We start from the raw sequence: 13,899 nt of genomic DNA, 5'->3' as shown, positions 1-13,899 counted from the left end.
CGTTGGAGAAACACACGCACCGGACGCGCGGCTGGTTCATTCGACCGGCGAAAGACGCGGAGAGGCCGAGAAGATCGGCGCGTGGCCGTCGGTCGCCGTGGTCTCCGGCGTAGTCTCCGCCACCGCCTGGGCACTGTCGGACCGGCGCGGCTGAGGTCTGAGCGGCAGTCCGCCTCCGTTCGAGCGCCGCCGGTAGACAGTTCGCTGTGCGCGGGAATATCGGCTGATGCGGCTGTGGAGGACCGGACGCCGAGAGGGTTCGCGGACCCGGTGTGCCGGGCCCGCGATCACCTTGTACTGCGTTGTGCGCTAAAGGAATAGAGGTTAGGGAGTGGCTTCCGGAAGGGGTGGAGCGAGCGCTCCTTCCACCGCGCCGACGGCGGCGCCGACCGCCGCACCCGCCGCCGCGAACGGGACCGCGATCATCGCCGCGCCGAGCGCCGCGCCGATGACGGGGACCACGACCAGACCCGCGGGGGCGAACGGCAGTCCCGCGACGAGCCCCGCCACGGTGCCGATCAACGCTCCGGTGGCCGCGATCGGCGTGGACAGCGCCGCGCCGACGACCGCGCCCTGGGCGGAGGTGCCGAGGACTTCGGCGGCGATCTGATCCGAGCGCGAGGGTTCCACTCCGGCGGCGGTGAGCGCGCTGGCGAGGCCGTTCTCCGCGCCGAGGCTGGCGTCGTTGAACTGGGTGGCCTGTTCCGGGGTGACGAAATCGGGCCGGGGGACTTCCACATTGCCGACCCGGATCACGGTGTCGGGGATGGGAACCTGCGGGGTGTGCGCGACGGGCGCGGGATCCGGGGCCGGTGCGGGTTCGGCGACGGGCGCCGGAGCGGGCAACGGTATGCCGAAGAAACTCGTCCCGAGCACGGGCGCGGGTTCGGTGACGGCCGCCACCGGAGCCTGTGGGTCGGCCGGTGGGGCTTCGGCCAGCGCGGGCGCCGCGGTGATCACCGCCGTGGCGAGCGCCCCCGCGACGAGCGTCGCGGTCCGCAGGGAGAAGGAGGGGAAAGGGAGACGTGACTCGTATGTGCCCATGGGCATCCTCTTTTCGAGCTGAGATTCCTACGAATCTGATTCGGAGCGGCGTGGCGGCCGGATGAAGGTGATCCAGGAATAAAAGACCATATGGTCTTTTTTGGTCTCTTGTGGAGCGCTCTCGCCCAGGTGAGACACCGATTCCGGGACACCCGACCGACCCGGGCCGCGGGTGCGGAGATGTTGCCGATTGGCGATCGGCCGGGGACTTGTCGGAGAATCAGGAGTGTCCAGTCACCGACAACTGGGTAATCAGGTCGTTGCTCCGCCGTTCGCGGCGGGCGCACGGGTCTGCGTTCGGACCCGGGTACACGCACGCGATAAAGAGGGTTCTTCATGGTCACTACACCGTCTGTCCGGCATACGGGCACCTGGTCGCGCGGCGTGTTTGCCCGAACCTGTCGAATCGGTCGATGACGGCACGGCGGGGGACCGAGGAGCGGGCCGGCGCCGCCGCGGCGCCGCGCACTCTCCGGCGCGAGACGGGCACCACCTACCGGCACGATCTGGACGGCCTGCGCGGCGTCGCGATCGCGCTCGTCGTCGTCTTCCATATCTGGCTGGGCCGGGTGTCGGGCGGCGTCGACGTGTTCCTGGTGCTCTCCGGCTTCTTCTTCACCGGCTCGCTGCTGCGGCGGGCCGAATCGACCGGCGGCGTCCCGCTGGTGAGCACCGCGCGCAGACTGGCGCACAGGCTGCTGCCCGCGCTGGTGGTCGTGCTCGCCGCGGTCGCGGTGGGCACAGTGCTGATCCTGCCGTACACGCAGTGGACCGAGTTGGCCTCGCAGACACTGGCCTCGCTGTTCTATTACCAGAACTGGTACCTGGCGTTCTCCTGGACGGACTACCTCGCCGCCGATCCGTCGGTGAGCCCGCTGCAGCACCTGTGGTCGATGTCGGTGCAGGGCCAGTTCTACCTGGGCGCGCTGGCCGGGATCGCGCTGCTGGTGGCCCTGCTGCGCAAGTTCGCGCGCGAATCGGCGTTGCGGCCCGCGACGGCCGCGGTGCTGGTCGTGCTGGGCCTGCTGTCGTTCGCCTACGCCGCGCGCGGCACCGACCTGCACCAGGGCTGGAACTACTACGACAGCTTCGCGCGCGGCTGGGAACTGATGGCGGGCGCGCTGCTCGCCGTGGTCGCGCCGCGCATCGACCTGCCCCGCGCGCTGCGCGTGGTGCTGGCGGTGCTGGGCGCCACGGTAGTGCTCACCTGCGGCTGGCTGGTCGACGGCGCCAACACCTTCCCCGGCCCGTACGCGCTGATCCCGGTCGGCGCGACGATCGCGCTCATCCTGTCCGGCGCGGGCCTGGCGACGGGCGCGCAGCCGCTGCCCAACCGGCTGCTCGCCGCGGCGCCGATGGTCCGGCTGGGTGAGCTGGCCTACGCGCTGTACCTGTGGCACTGGCCGATCCTGATCTTCGTGCTCGCCGAGCGCGGCACGCCGACCGCCGGCGTGGAGGCCGGGCTGTTCGTGCTGGCCGTCTCGTTCGTCCTGGCCTACCTGACCCTGCGCTTCATCGAGGAACCGCTGCGCAGCGGGGCCGTGGACGCCTCGGCGGACTACCGCAGGCGCACGGGGCGCACGGTGGCTGCCGTCGGCGCGGTGGTCGCGGTGGTGGCGATCGGGTCCGACGCGGTGACCACCATGTTGCCACCGCAGCCCGTCGCCTACCTGGACCCCGAGCGCTATCCCGGCGCCGAGGCGCTGGCCGCGGGCGCGGCGGTGCCGCACGCGAAGATGCGCCCGACGGTGTTCGAGGCGCCCGCCGACTCGGCCTACCCGACGCGCGACGGCTGTATCTCCGATTGGGACACCCGCGAGGTGATCACCTGCGTCTACGGCGACGCGGAGGCCGAGCGCACGCTCGCGGTGGTCGGCAACTCACACGCCGAGCACTGGGTGCCCGCGCTCGACGAACTGGGGCGCGAACAGGGTTTCCGGGTGAGCGTGTACCTGAAGATGGGCTGCCCGCTGACGGTGGCGGCCGAGCCCATGTACAAGGGCGAGCAGATCCCGGACTGCCGGGACTGGTCGGCCGAGGTGATCGACCGGCTCGGCGTGGACCGCCCCGACTGGGTGTTCACCACCGGCACCCGCCCGCGCGACCAGATCGGCGACGAGACGCCCGAGGACTACGTGGCGGTGTGGTCGCGGCTGACCGACCACGGCCTCAACGTGATCGCCATGCGCGACACCCCGTGGCTGCGCCGCGACGGCGTGCGCTACCGCGCCATCGACTGCCTCGCGCAGAACGGTGACGCGCTGAGCTGCGGTATCCGCACCGCGGACGCGCTCGACGAGGTGAATCCCGCGCTGGCGCCCGCCGCGACTTTCCCCAACGTGTTCCCCGTGGACATGACGCGGGCGATGTGCGGGCCCGAGGTGTGCGCGGTGGTGGAGGGCAACATCCTCGTCTACCACGACGAGCACCACCTCACCGCGAGCTATTCGCGCTCCCTCGCACCGGAATTGGGCCGCCAGCTCGGGCCCATCCTGGGTTGGTGGTGAGGCGGGGCCGGGAGGATCCGGCCCCGCCCCCTCACAACGCGAGTAACGCCTGTCGCGCCGGTCTTGGATCGGCCAGCGGACGCATCGCCAGGCGCAGCAGCGCCAGGGCGTTGTCGTCGCCCGCGATGCGGTTCGCCTTGAGCGTGCCGCACGCCACGCACCGGTGCACGAGCAACCATTCGCCGTCGTCGCGGGCCGACAGGCTCACCGCGTCCATCCGGCCCCGGCAGGTCGCGGCCCGGTCGCCCGGGATGCGGCCGTCCACGTGCTTGCTGGCCAGACAGTGCGGGCAGTGGTTGCGGTGCGCCGTGCCCGGCGCCCACAGCGGCACGTCCCGGCGGCAGCCGACGCAGCGGAACGCCTCGCCGGCCTCGCCGCCGCGACCGTGCAGCACGGTCTTGCGGCGTTGCGCGCGAACGCTTCTCGACTTTCGCCGTGGCATCGCGCACCCCCTACAGATCGCCGAAGACTTCGAGCGGGAAGGGTGGTTCGGCGAGGGGCCGCACCGCCAGGCGCATGAGCACGAGCTGGTTGTCGTCGCCGGACACGGGGTGCATGGCGAGTTCGTGACAGCGGGTGCAGCGATGGACCAGAGCCCAGGAACCGTTGCGCAGCACCGCGATCGAGAGCGGGGCCATCCTGGCGCCGCAGTCGGAGGCGCCACCCGCGACGTGGTCGAGGGTGTGTCGTGAGTGCAGGCAGCTGGGGCAGTGGTTGCGTCTGTCGTCGCCGGGCGTGAGCGCGGAAACGAGCAGACCGCACCGCACGCATTCGAAGGTGGCGGTGCGTAGTGACGGACTGGGGCCGTCGTGCTGAGAAATGTTGGGGGACACCCGGATTCTCCTTACTCCGTGGCTTGTCGTACAGCAGCGGAGCAGGCCGAGCGCGCCTCGAGTGGCGTCAGCGTTCTCGTAACTCGCCGGGACGCCCAGAGGTCGACCAGTGGTCGACAGGCAGCCCGGTGAGCGACTCAGCCCGGTGCTATCGACCGGCGAGAAACGCGGAGAGGCGGACCAGTGGCGCTCTCGGCGCGGGCCGGGTCATAGATCATCCTCCTTGGTGCGACTGGGTCGCGGTGTCGATGGTGCGCGGAACAGTAGCAGCGCGCCGCGCGGAGTAGCCACCGAATTTCGGGGGCGAACCTCTACCTCGGCGTGTTCCCCAGGGCGGCGTTGGCCGCCGCGATCTGGTGGGAGGTATCCAGGATCAGCCGGAACACGTCCTGCGGCAGCAGTCGCCCGTCGCACCACAGCACGTTGCATTGTGCGGACGCGTACGGTCCCGCGCCGAGCAGGATCTGGGCGACGGTCATCGGATCGGCCAGTTGCGCCAGTTCCTCGGGGGTGCGGCTCTGCGTGCCGCCGGTGTCGGCGTAGGCGTAGGGGTCCCGGTACGGTGTGGCGGGCACGTCGGTGACGGCGGCCGAGAGGCGGCGGAACAGTTCGGGGTTGTCCGGGTTCGCGGTGCCGGTGAGCACGCTGGAGATATCGCCCCGGCCCAGGCTCGCGGGGACGCCGAGGCGCACGATCACCAGGTCGCGGCTGGGCACCATCACCAGGAACTGGCCGAGGGCGCCGGAGAACGCGTACATGTCGCGCGGGGAGCCGACGAAGACGGGATGGTCGTAGCTCTTGGGCATCGGCACGTTCACCCCGCGGTAGGTGTCGCTCGCGTTGAGCCACCACAGGAATCCGTAGCCGCCGTTGGCCTCCGACGGCGAGGCGGCTCGGCGGATGTAGCCGGGATCGATCAGCTGCTGCCCGCCCCACGTGCCTTCCTGCAGCAGCAGTCGCCCGATGCGCGCGAGATCGTCAGGGCGCATGGCCAATCCGCCGTTCACGGCGGTGTTGCCGCTGCGGTCGCGCAGCCACACCCAGTTCTCGCGCGCGATGCCCAGCGGGCCCATCACTTCGCGCTGCACGAAGTCCTGGAAGTCCGCGCCGGAGGTGATCTCGATGATCTCGGGTAGCAACGCGAGCACGTTCTGCGCGTACTGGAAGGTGGTGCCGGGCTCGAATTCGACCGGAGCACTGAGGTTTTGCAGCACCGAGTCGGTGGTGAGCCCGGCGACGTCGGCGGGCCAGCTGAAGTGGATGCCGGTGGTCTGGTTCAGCACCTGCCGCACGGTGATCCCCGCGTGCGCGGCGTCGGCGGTGGGGAAGAACTTCGAGAGCGGATCGTCCACTCCGAACAGCCCCAACGTGATAGCGCGTCCCACGGCCACCGAGGCGACGCCCTTGGAACCGCTGGCCAGCGGCATCGGCACGTTCCCGGTGGGCGTGTGATCGCCGACCAGGCAGCCGTGCCGGTAGACCTGTACCGCGTGCGCCCCGGTGCGCTTGCCGAACTCGATCGCGTCGGCGACGGCGGCCGCGTCCATCCCGACCGCGCCGGGGTCGCGGAACTCGGCGCGCTGACCGATCCCCGGTTCGGCGCAGTCGGCGGGCGCTGCCGGAGCGGCGGGGGCGAGGAGGGCGGCCGTCAGGAGCGTGGACGCGGTGAGCAACGTCGCCCGTGCGGTGCGGCGCAGGTACATGGTGGGGAGTCCTTCTGCGTGCGTGGTGCGGATCATCCGGCGAGAGCGTCGGCGCGTGGATTGCGTTCCACGCTGAAGTATGTGGGATCGGTGCGCAGGAGCCAGTCCGGGCCGGTGAACCAGCGCGCCGCGGCCTCGTCGCCGAACGCGAGATAGCGCAACCAGGCGACGGCCGTGCCCGCCGAACGGAAGTGCTCGACCTCGTCGACCGGTGAGAAATGGCCGACGCCACGGGCGTTCGCGATCCACGCGGGCGCGTTCGCGGTGAGGTTGTACTGCCACCACCGCACCCACCCGAAGTCGGGGGCCACGGCATCGTTGTAGCCGGTGAGGAACAGCGTGGGCGCGGTCAGCGCGGTGCCGATCCCGACCGGACCCGGCGCGACCGCGAGGATCCCCGCCACCCGGAACCCGGGATCGATCGCCGCCGCGGCGGCGGTGGCGAGGGGTGCGATCTGCATGGACGCGCCACCGCCCGCGGAGTGACCGCCGAAGAAGGTGCGGCTCAGGTCGATTCGGCCGTGCAGGGGCGAATGCGGATCGCGGTCGGCCCGTATCGCCGCGCCGAGTCCGAGCGCGGGCACGTAGGCCAGCGAGTTGAAGAAGTCGTAGGGCACCACGACCACGAAGCCGTGCCCGGCCAACCGCCGCGCGAACGACTCGTACATGCCCGGCTCGGCGGTGATGCCCGGCGTGTACACGAGCAAAGGCGCGCTCGGCAGGTCCGCGATGTCGGCCGGGTAGTAGGTGTGCACGCCGACAGGCGATTCCAGTCCGTAAGGGAACGCCCGGGAGCAGGCGAGATCGCCGGTGTTGCCGAACAGGTGCACGGTGATGTGCGCGACCATCCCCGCGATCGACTCCCGGCAGGGCGCGGTGCGCACCTCGGTGGCGACCGGATGCGCGCCGGGATGGTTGAACTCCTCCTGCGCCGTGGGCGCTTCGGCACTCGCGCGTCCGCCGAGCAGGGCTATGGCGAGCAGCAGGGTGAGCGCCGCGCCGCTCAGCCGGATAGTCGTCCTCATCGTCGAGGCCCCTCCGTGGCTGGTCCGGATCTGTGGAACCGTCCGGTCTCAGATCGCGACTGTAGCGCAGGAGTGGTCCAGGACACAATGATTTGCCGGGGTGCTGTCGGCTGCACGGAAAGGGGCACTCCGGCGTTGTGCCGGAATCCGGTCAGCCGCAGGCGGTGTGCCCGGGCGCGAGCCGGTGCGAGAGCAGGAAATCCATCATCTCCCGCTGCATCGGCAGGCCCCATTCGGATTGCATCATCAGGCCGCCCGCGATGTGGTCGGGGCCGACGGGGGTGAGGAAGCGGGCGATCTCGCAGTCGCCCACGCGGTAGTGCTCGACGGTCGTCGGCACCGGATCGGTGCGGGTGGTGACGGCGCTCGGCGTATTCGCGACAGGCAGTCCGGCGCGGCGGCCTGCGGCCAGCCACTGCGCGAGGTTGGCGCGCCCGAGCGGGTACACGCTGGTCTGGTCGGCGAGATCCTGGAGGAACAGCGCGGGCATCGGGCGGGCCCGCTCGCCCATCGCGTCGACGATGGACGCGCCGGTGAGGTCGGCCAGCATCGGGCGCGTGCTCGGCGCGTACGGCCCGCCCGCCATGGGGGCGATCGCGGCGTACAGGTCCGGGTAGCCCGCGCCGAGCACGGTGCTCATCCCGCCGCCCGCGGAGTAGCCGCCGACGTAGACGCGCGAGCGGTCCAGCCCGAACTCCTCGGCCAGCGCGGTGGTGAGGCCCGCGATCAGCGCCGCCTCGCCGTCGCCGCGCCGCTGGTGCGCGGTGTCGTACCAGTTCCAGCACCAGCGCTCGTTGGCGGCGCGATCCTGGAGCGGGTAGGCGAGCACGAAACCGAGTTCGTCGGCCAGCCGGGTGAGCGCGAAACCGGTGCCCGCCAGCTGCCTTTCGGGCTCGGTGCACCCGTGCAGGTAGATCATCAGCGGCTTGCCCGCGGTGGGACCGGCCGGGACGTGCAGGTAGTAGTCGCGCGCGCCCGTCGCGCCGGAATAGGTGCGGCGCTCGACTTCGGCGGCGCCGGCGTGCGGCGCACCGAGCAGTGCGAGCGCGCCGACCAGCAGCGTCAGCACGACGACGGACAAGGGGCGGCGGGCGTGGGCGAACCTGGTCACGATGGCTCCTCGCCGGCGCGTCCGGACGTGGCGCGCGCTCGCCGCCGGCCGCGGGCGCGCGAGAGCCCTCCGCGCCGAACGCGTTTCGGCCCCCGGGTGCAGGATATCCCGGCGCGGCGGGCGGGAGTCCGGCCTCGCGCGCCGCGGCGGCGGCGCCGGCCGATCGCGCGCATTTGCCCGTTGCGCCGATTACAGTCGGTGTCCTGATACCCGCGGTCCGATCCGCGGGCGGACGGTCGCCAGGGGTAGGGGTGTTCCGGCGCTCGGCCGATATACGTGAAGGGGAGGGCGTATGTGGTTTCTGGTGGACAGCGCGGAGCCGGACAAGGGCATCCGGCACGTGGCCAAGGACGGTTCGGCGCGGGTGCGGTCGCTGCATCGCGCGATCCGGCCCGCCGCGCTGGCCGCGGTGGCGGGCTCGGTGGTCGCGCAGGCGATCGCCGACCGGGCGCCGAGCAGTCGCGAGGTCCTGGTGCGCGGCGAGCCGCAACGGGTGCTGGCGCTGCCGGTCCCGGGCCCCGACGGTGAACCGCTCGCCGTGCGGCTGTGGGCCGGCGCGGCGGGGGCGGAGCCGCCCGAGCCACCCGCGGTCGACGCGTTCGTGTGGGACAGTCACCAGTGGACGTTGCGCAGCGACGGCACCGGCGGCCCGGTGCTGCCCGCGGGACATCCACTGCTGCACGGCGCGTGGTTCCTCTCGCGGATCATCGAATGCGAGGACCGCGACCGGTTGATGGCCGCGGCCCTCGACCCCCGGCCCGGCCCGCGCTGGCGCGGCGCCATGCAGGTGCGCACCGCCGACGGCGGCACCGCCGGTGTGTACGGGTTCTTCCGGGGTGACGGCCGTGGCCTGTTGCGGGGCTTGCTGATCCAGGTGGCCGCCGACCGTGAGCCGGGCCCGCTGCCGCCGACCTATCGCGACGACGCGGCGGTCGCGCTGCTCGGTGGCACGGCCGCGCTGATCGACACGCGCACCATGCAGATCGTCGAATGGCTGACGCCGCCGCTGGAGGGCATCGCGTGGCGGCACCACCCGGCCTCGCGCGGGCTGGACCCGTCGGGCGAGGGCCGCGAATTCAACCTGGCCACCACGCATCTGGTACACCCAGACGACCTCGCCCCGTATCTGGCCGGCCTGCGCGAACTGGTGGACGGCCGCTTGGACCGGGCGCGGGTGGCCGTGCGGCTGCTGACATTGCGCCGGGAGTGGCGGGCGGTGGAATTGCACTGCGTGCGGATGCCGGGCTCCGCGCCGCGTTTCCTGGCCTGCCTGATCCGCCCGCTGGACCAGGATGCGCTGCCCGAGTAAGGAAACCGGCGCCGCGCGCGGCAGGGGACCGGCGCGGGTCGCGACACGCCGGGAGCGATGGTCGCTGAAAGGTTGCCGTGACTTCGCTGAGAGGTGTCGAGTGGCAGTGGGTCCCGGCGCGCGCGGCCGGTGGACGGCGTGTGCCGCGACCTCGCGCGCCGCTGTCTCGGGAGGCGTTGTTCAGGACATCCGTCCAGTTCAGCGCGGGCGCGCGGCGTGGCTCCCGGCCGGGCCGGTGATCATCGACGCCGGGATCGTGTTGATAGCATGGCGTTTCTAGCCGACCGGATGCGGGCGGACCTCCGGATGCACCTCGAAAGAGTCTTTCCATGCAGTTTGAAATCGTCGAGCGGGACGAGACGTGGGTTGCCGGGCTCCCGGTGCGCAGCCCGAAACGTGCCCTCGGGGAACTGCGTGACCACGATCTCGAGGCGGCCTGGGCGGCGGTGCTGCATCAGGAACTCGGCGGCCCGCTCGCCAGCGCCTACACCGACTACACCGGGGAACTCGGCACCTACAACACCCAGATCGTCGGCTACCAGTGCGCGTCGTTCGGCGAGGTGACCCGCGGCCACCTGGTGGCCAAACTGCCCGCGGGCCCGTACGCGCGGTTCTCCTCGGTGGGCAATTTCCCGCAGGTGATGACCGACCTGTGGACCCAGATCGCCTACGCCGAAGAGCACAACCGCATAAAACGCACCTACACCGGGGATTTCGAGTGTTACCCGCACGCCTACAAGATCGATCTCTATCTGGCGGTAGATCCACGATGACCTACGCGATCGCGGTCCGCGCCGAAGCGCTGTACGGCGGGCTGGTGGTACCGAGGGTGCGGCCGAGCTTCAAGGTCAGCAACAGCGATCTGATCGAGTTCCTCAAGGACCGGCTGCGCGATCGCGGCGCCGCCGAGGCGCCGATGCACACGGTGTACGTGCCCGATCCCGCCGGAAACTACAACGCCATGGTGTGTTTCGAGTACGCCGACCCGGCGGCGGTTCCGGTGGGCGATCTGCTCGTGCGGGTGCCCAAGGGCGTCTACGCTCGGTTCGAACCGAACGGGGACTACCACGACCCCGTCGAGGACGTATGGGCACAAGTCGACGACGCCACGGCGTCGGCGGAGATCACCCGCGCCTACCGGGAGGAGATCGAGGTCTGGCGCGGTGCGGAATCGGTGGAGTTGTTCATCTCCATCCTGGTGTGATAGCCATGTGTTAGCTATTCGTGAACCGACTGGTCTCCATATTCCGGGGTTCGAGCAACTCATACCCCGTGACCTGCGGTGATTTCGGGGCTTCCGATTAGTTTCCGGGAGATTAACCAGACGCCTGGTCAATTTCTTTCAGATGACGGATACTGCCCTAGGCAAACCCTCCCGGAGCGCGAGTCGCCGGGAGCGTGGGTCAGACCGGCTCGAAAACCGCGCGCGGGCGCGGTGGCAACGGAGTAGGAACACCATGACTGTCGAAACAGTCGCGATCGGCGCCGGCGATGCGCGCGATGCCGAGGTGTTGCGGTTTCGCGACATGCATTCCGGATTCGTCGTCCAGGTGGCCACCCCGGACGCCCACCCCGACCTGTGGCGGCGCTACCTGTCCGGTGCGCTGGACGTTTACCGGCAGTACGGGGTCGAGCGCGCACTGGACTTCGACCGGGTCGCCGACGGCCGCTCGACCTCGCTGTTCTTCGCGGCAGTGGACGGTGACGGCCAGGTCGTCGCCGGATTGCGCGCCCAGGGGCCCTACCGGAATCCGGACGAGGTGCACGGCCTCGGCGCGTGGACGGGCAGGCCCGGCGCGGGTGCGCTGCGCGAGGCGCTGGCCGAGCGGATGGACGAGGGTGTCGTGGAGGCCAAGGCCGTCTGGGTGACCCGCGCCGGTCTCTCCTGCCGGTCCCAGCTCGGCGCCGCCGTGGCCCGCTGCGTGGTGCACGCGGCCTGGTTGCTCGGCGCCCGCTACGGTTTCGTCACCGCGGCCGCTCACAGCGCCCGGCTCTACGAGTCCAGCGGCGGGCGTATCGCCAAGGGCATTCCGCCGGTGCCGTATCCGGACGACCGGTATCGAACGGTCCCGCTATGGTGGGATACTCGGGCATATCGGACACACGCCACCAAGTTGCAGGGTTCGCTTCTCGCCCTGGAACGCGCGACGCTCGGCACCCGGCCGTGGCCGTCGCACCGCACGCCGACGCGCGAGCCGCGGATCGGAGGACTGGCTCAGGCATGAACGGTGACCCCGGTCCCGGCGCGGAACATCGACCGCTGATCCTCGACGAGAACGTGCCCGACCAGGCGCAGGTGCTGGTCGACCTGCGCAAATCGCCGACGATCCGGATCCTCGACCTGCGCGACGCGCTGCGCGCCGAACTCGCGGGCGTCCACAATCCGCCCGGTGACGTCGGCGGCCCGGAACAGGACCGGTGGGTGTACTACCCGTGGCGGCGCACCCTGGTCGGCCTGCTCGGCGAACGCGCCTACCGCGCGGTCCGGCTGGATCGCAACCGCAACAAGCTCACCCGCGCCGAACAGCGCCGCCTGTCCGGGCTGGCCGTCGGCATCGTCGGGCAGAGCGTGGGCCACGCCATCGCGCACACGCTGGCCATGGAGGGCGACTGCGGCGCGCTGCGGCTGGCCGACTTCGACGAGATCGAGCTGTCCAATCTGAACCGGGTGCCCGGCAACCTGTTCGACCTGGGCGTGAACAAGGCCGTCGTGACCGCGCGCCGGATCGCCGAACTCGACCCCTACCTGCCGGTCGAGGTGTTCACCGGCGGCGTGGACGACCGCAACCTCGACGCGTTCCTGCACGGGCTGTCGATCGTGGTGGAGGAATGCGATTCCCTCGACGTGAAATTCGCGGTCCGCGAGGGCGCGCGCCGCCACCGGCTGCCGCTGCTGATGGACACCAGCGACCGCGGCCTGTTCGACGTGGAGCGCTACGACCTGGAACCGGACCGCCCGCCGTTCCACGGGTTGCTCGGCGCGACCACCGCCGCCGAGCTGCGTGGCCTGTCCACCCACGACAAGGCGCCACACGTGATGCGCATTCTCGATCCGAAGGAACTGTCGGCGCGGATGGCGGCCAGCATGGCCGAGATCGACGAGACCGTCACCACCTGGCCGCAGCTGGGCAGCGATGTGCAACTGGGCGCGGCCATCGTGGCGGCCGCCGTGCGCCGGATCGGCCTGGGCCACAAGCTGTCCTCGGGCCGTACCAGGATCGACCTGGAACGCGGGCTCGACGGGTTGGCCGAACCCGCGCCGGTCGAGGAACTGGACTGGGACGACGACGGCGCCGCCACCGTGCAGCCCGCCGGCCCCGCCCGGATCAACGTGCTCGAATGCGCCCAGCGCGCGCCCTCGGGCGGCAACACCCAGCCGTGGACGATCCGCGACCTGGGTGACGCCGTGCACCTCGAACTCGCACCGCATCGCTCCTCGGCGATGGACATCGGCTACCGCGCCAGCGCCGTCGCGATCGGCGCCGCGCTGCACAACGCACGCGCGGCGGCCGCGGCGCACGGCATCCTGGGCCCGCACCACCTGGTGGAGGACGAGCGCACCGGGCTCTCGGCGGTGCTCGAGTTCGGCGTGGGCTCCGACCCGCTGCTGGCCCGCGACTACCCGGCCGCGCTGGCTCGCGAGACCAACCGCAGGATGGGCAACGGCGCACCGCTCGACGACGCGGTGCTGGCCGGTCTGGAGACCGCCGCGGCCGCCGAGGGCGGTGTCGTGCGCGCCGTCTCCGGCCCCGAGCGCCTGGCCGAGGTGGCCGAACTGCTGGGCGAATCCGACCGCGTGCGCCATCTCACCCCGCGCCTACACGAGGAGATGTTCGGCGAACTGCGCTGGCCGGGCGAGGACCTGCGCACCGGAATCGACGTGCGCGCGATGGAACTGGCCGCCGACGAACAGGCCAAGCTGCGCATCGCCGGCCGCGACGATGTGATGTCGCGGCTGCGCGACTGGTCGGTCGGCCGGGCGCTCGGCGAATACACCCGCGACCGGGTGCGATCGAGTTCGGCGGTGATCGCCGTGACGTTGCCGTGCCCCGACCGCGCGCCCGGTCTTGCCGATTACGCGCGGGCGGGGGCGGCCCTGGAACGGGTGTGGCTGGAGGCCGGACGGCGGGGTCTGGCCGTGCAACCGGTCTCGCCGGTGTTCCTCTATGCCCGCCACCCCGATGAGCTGATCGCGATTTCCCCGGGTTTCGCGGATACACTAACGTCACTTCAGGGCCGTTTCCTGGACCTGCTGGGAGTGCCCGGACATGAGATCATGGCATTGGTGCTTCGCCTGAGCTACGCGGCAGCAGCCACGGTCCGCAGCAGGCGGCTTCCGGTGCCGGGTGCGGGCAACCGCGGCTAGC

Annotated in this window: 12 protein-coding genes; 6 read left to right on the top strand and 6 right to left on the bottom strand. The window is 71.2% G+C overall.

Features of this window, described 5'->3' with window-relative positions:
• Positions 1 to 324: 324 nt before the first annotated feature.
• Positions 325 to 1,044, bottom strand: coding sequence for a hypothetical protein (locus DFR74_RS12865; RefSeq protein ID WP_067513864.1), 720 nt, complete (start codon positions 1,042 to 1,044; stop codon positions 325 to 327).
• 413 nt (positions 1,045 to 1,457) lie between these two features.
• Between DFR74_RS12865 and DFR74_RS12860 the strand changes: the two genes are divergently transcribed.
• Positions 1,458 to 3,551, top strand: coding sequence for an acyltransferase family protein (locus tag DFR74_RS12860; protein ID WP_067513863.1), 2,094 nt, complete (start codon positions 1,458 to 1,460; stop codon positions 3,549 to 3,551).
• 31 nt (positions 3,552 to 3,582) lie between these two features.
• On the opposite strand, the gene DFR74_RS12855 is transcribed toward DFR74_RS12860, so the two are convergent.
• From DFR74_RS12855 to DFR74_RS12835, 5 genes are all read right to left on the bottom strand, one after another.
• Complete coding sequence (locus tag DFR74_RS12855) at positions 3,583 to 3,993, bottom strand: RNHCP domain-containing protein (protein ID WP_067513862.1); 411 nt, start codon at positions 3,991 to 3,993, stop codon at positions 3,583 to 3,585.
• Between the two features lie 10 nt (positions 3,994 to 4,003).
• Positions 4,004 to 4,384: an RNHCP domain-containing protein gene (locus DFR74_RS12850; protein ID WP_067513861.1), complete on the bottom strand. Its 381-nt coding sequence runs from the start codon at positions 4,382 to 4,384 to the stop codon at positions 4,004 to 4,006.
• Between the two features lie 311 nt (positions 4,385 to 4,695).
• Positions 4,696 to 6,123, bottom strand: coding sequence for a serine hydrolase domain-containing protein (locus DFR74_RS12845; protein WP_067513860.1), 1,428 nt, complete (start codon positions 6,121 to 6,123; stop codon positions 4,696 to 4,698).
• On the bottom strand, positions 6,120 to 7,112 hold the full coding sequence (locus DFR74_RS12840; protein WP_067513859.1) for a poly(ethylene terephthalate) hydrolase family protein: 993 nt from the start codon (positions 7,110 to 7,112) through the stop codon (positions 6,120 to 6,122). Before DFR74_RS12840 ends, DFR74_RS12845 begins: the two co-directional genes overlap by 4 nt.
• 151 nt (positions 7,113 to 7,263) lie before the next feature.
• The gene (locus DFR74_RS12835; RefSeq protein WP_147265788.1) at positions 7,264 to 8,223 is read right to left on the bottom strand and encodes an extracellular catalytic domain type 1 short-chain-length polyhydroxyalkanoate depolymerase; all 960 of its coding nucleotides are present in this window, start codon (positions 8,221 to 8,223) and stop codon (positions 7,264 to 7,266) included.
• Between the two features lie 292 nt (positions 8,224 to 8,515).
• Between DFR74_RS12835 and DFR74_RS12830 the strand changes: the two genes are divergently transcribed.
• From DFR74_RS12830 to DFR74_RS12810, 5 genes are all read left to right on the top strand, one after another.
• A complete protein-coding gene (locus DFR74_RS12830) occupies positions 8,516 to 9,532 on the top strand; it encodes a GAF domain-containing protein (protein ID WP_113975085.1) in 1,017 nt (338 codons plus the stop codon).
• 329 nt (positions 9,533 to 9,861) lie between these two features.
• On the top strand, positions 9,862 to 10,305 hold the full coding sequence (locus DFR74_RS12825; protein WP_067513482.1) for a GyrI-like domain-containing protein: 444 nt from the start codon (positions 9,862 to 9,864) through the stop codon (positions 10,303 to 10,305).
• Positions 10,302 to 10,736 (top strand): effector binding domain-containing protein, encoded by a 435-nt coding sequence (locus DFR74_RS12820; protein ID WP_067513484.1) that lies wholly within the window; start codon positions 10,302 to 10,304, stop codon positions 10,734 to 10,736. The genes DFR74_RS12825 and DFR74_RS12820 overlap by 4 nt, the downstream gene beginning before the upstream one ends.
• Positions 10,737 to 10,989: 253 nt before the next feature.
• The gene (locus tag DFR74_RS12815) at positions 10,990 to 11,757 is read left to right on the top strand and encodes a hypothetical protein (protein ID WP_195124718.1); all 768 of its coding nucleotides are present in this window, start codon (positions 10,990 to 10,992) and stop codon (positions 11,755 to 11,757) included.
• Entirely contained in the window at positions 11,754 to 13,898 is a 2,145-nt protein-coding gene (locus DFR74_RS12810) for an Rv1355c family protein (RefSeq protein WP_067513486.1), read from the top strand. The genes DFR74_RS12815 and DFR74_RS12810 overlap by 4 nt, the downstream gene beginning before the upstream one ends.
• Position 13,899 lies beyond the last annotated feature (1 nt).

The organism is Nocardia puris (assembly GCF_003315035.1).
GTDB classification, from domain to species: Bacteria; Actinomycetota; Actinomycetes; order Mycobacteriales; family Mycobacteriaceae; genus Nocardia; species Nocardia puris.
Note: the sequence above shows the minus strand (reverse complement) of the source record. Positions and strands in the feature narration are given on the sequence as shown.

Bases quoted from the DNA above. Each gene is read 5' to 3' on its own strand.
- DFR74_RS12865 (WP_067513864.1), bottom strand. From the start codon at position 1,044: ATGGGCACATACGAGTCACGTCTCCCTTTCCCCTCCTTCTCCCTGCGG.
- DFR74_RS12860 (WP_067513863.1), top strand. From the start codon at position 1,458: ATGACGGCACGGCGGGGGACCGAGGAGCGGGCCGGCGCCGCCGCGGCG.
- DFR74_RS12855 (WP_067513862.1), bottom strand. From the start codon at position 3,993: ATGCCACGGCGAAAGTCGAGAAGCGTTCGCGCGCAACGCCGCAAGACC.
- DFR74_RS12845 (WP_067513860.1), bottom strand. From the start codon at position 6,123: ATGATCCGCACCACGCACGCAGAAGGACTCCCCACCATGTACCTGCGC.
- DFR74_RS12840 (WP_067513859.1), bottom strand. From the start codon at position 7,112: ATGAGGACGACTATCCGGCTGAGCGGCGCGGCGCTCACCCTGCTGCTC.
- DFR74_RS12830 (WP_113975085.1), top strand. From the start codon at position 8,516: ATGTGGTTTCTGGTGGACAGCGCGGAGCCGGACAAGGGCATCCGGCAC.
- DFR74_RS12825 (WP_067513482.1), top strand. From the start codon at position 9,862: ATGCAGTTTGAAATCGTCGAGCGGGACGAGACGTGGGTTGCCGGGCTC.
- DFR74_RS12820 (WP_067513484.1), top strand. From the start codon at position 10,302: ATGACCTACGCGATCGCGGTCCGCGCCGAAGCGCTGTACGGCGGGCTG.
- DFR74_RS12815 (WP_195124718.1), top strand. From the start codon at position 10,990: ATGACTGTCGAAACAGTCGCGATCGGCGCCGGCGATGCGCGCGATGCC.
- DFR74_RS12810 (WP_067513486.1), top strand. From the start codon at position 11,754: ATGAACGGTGACCCCGGTCCCGGCGCGGAACATCGACCGCTGATCCTC.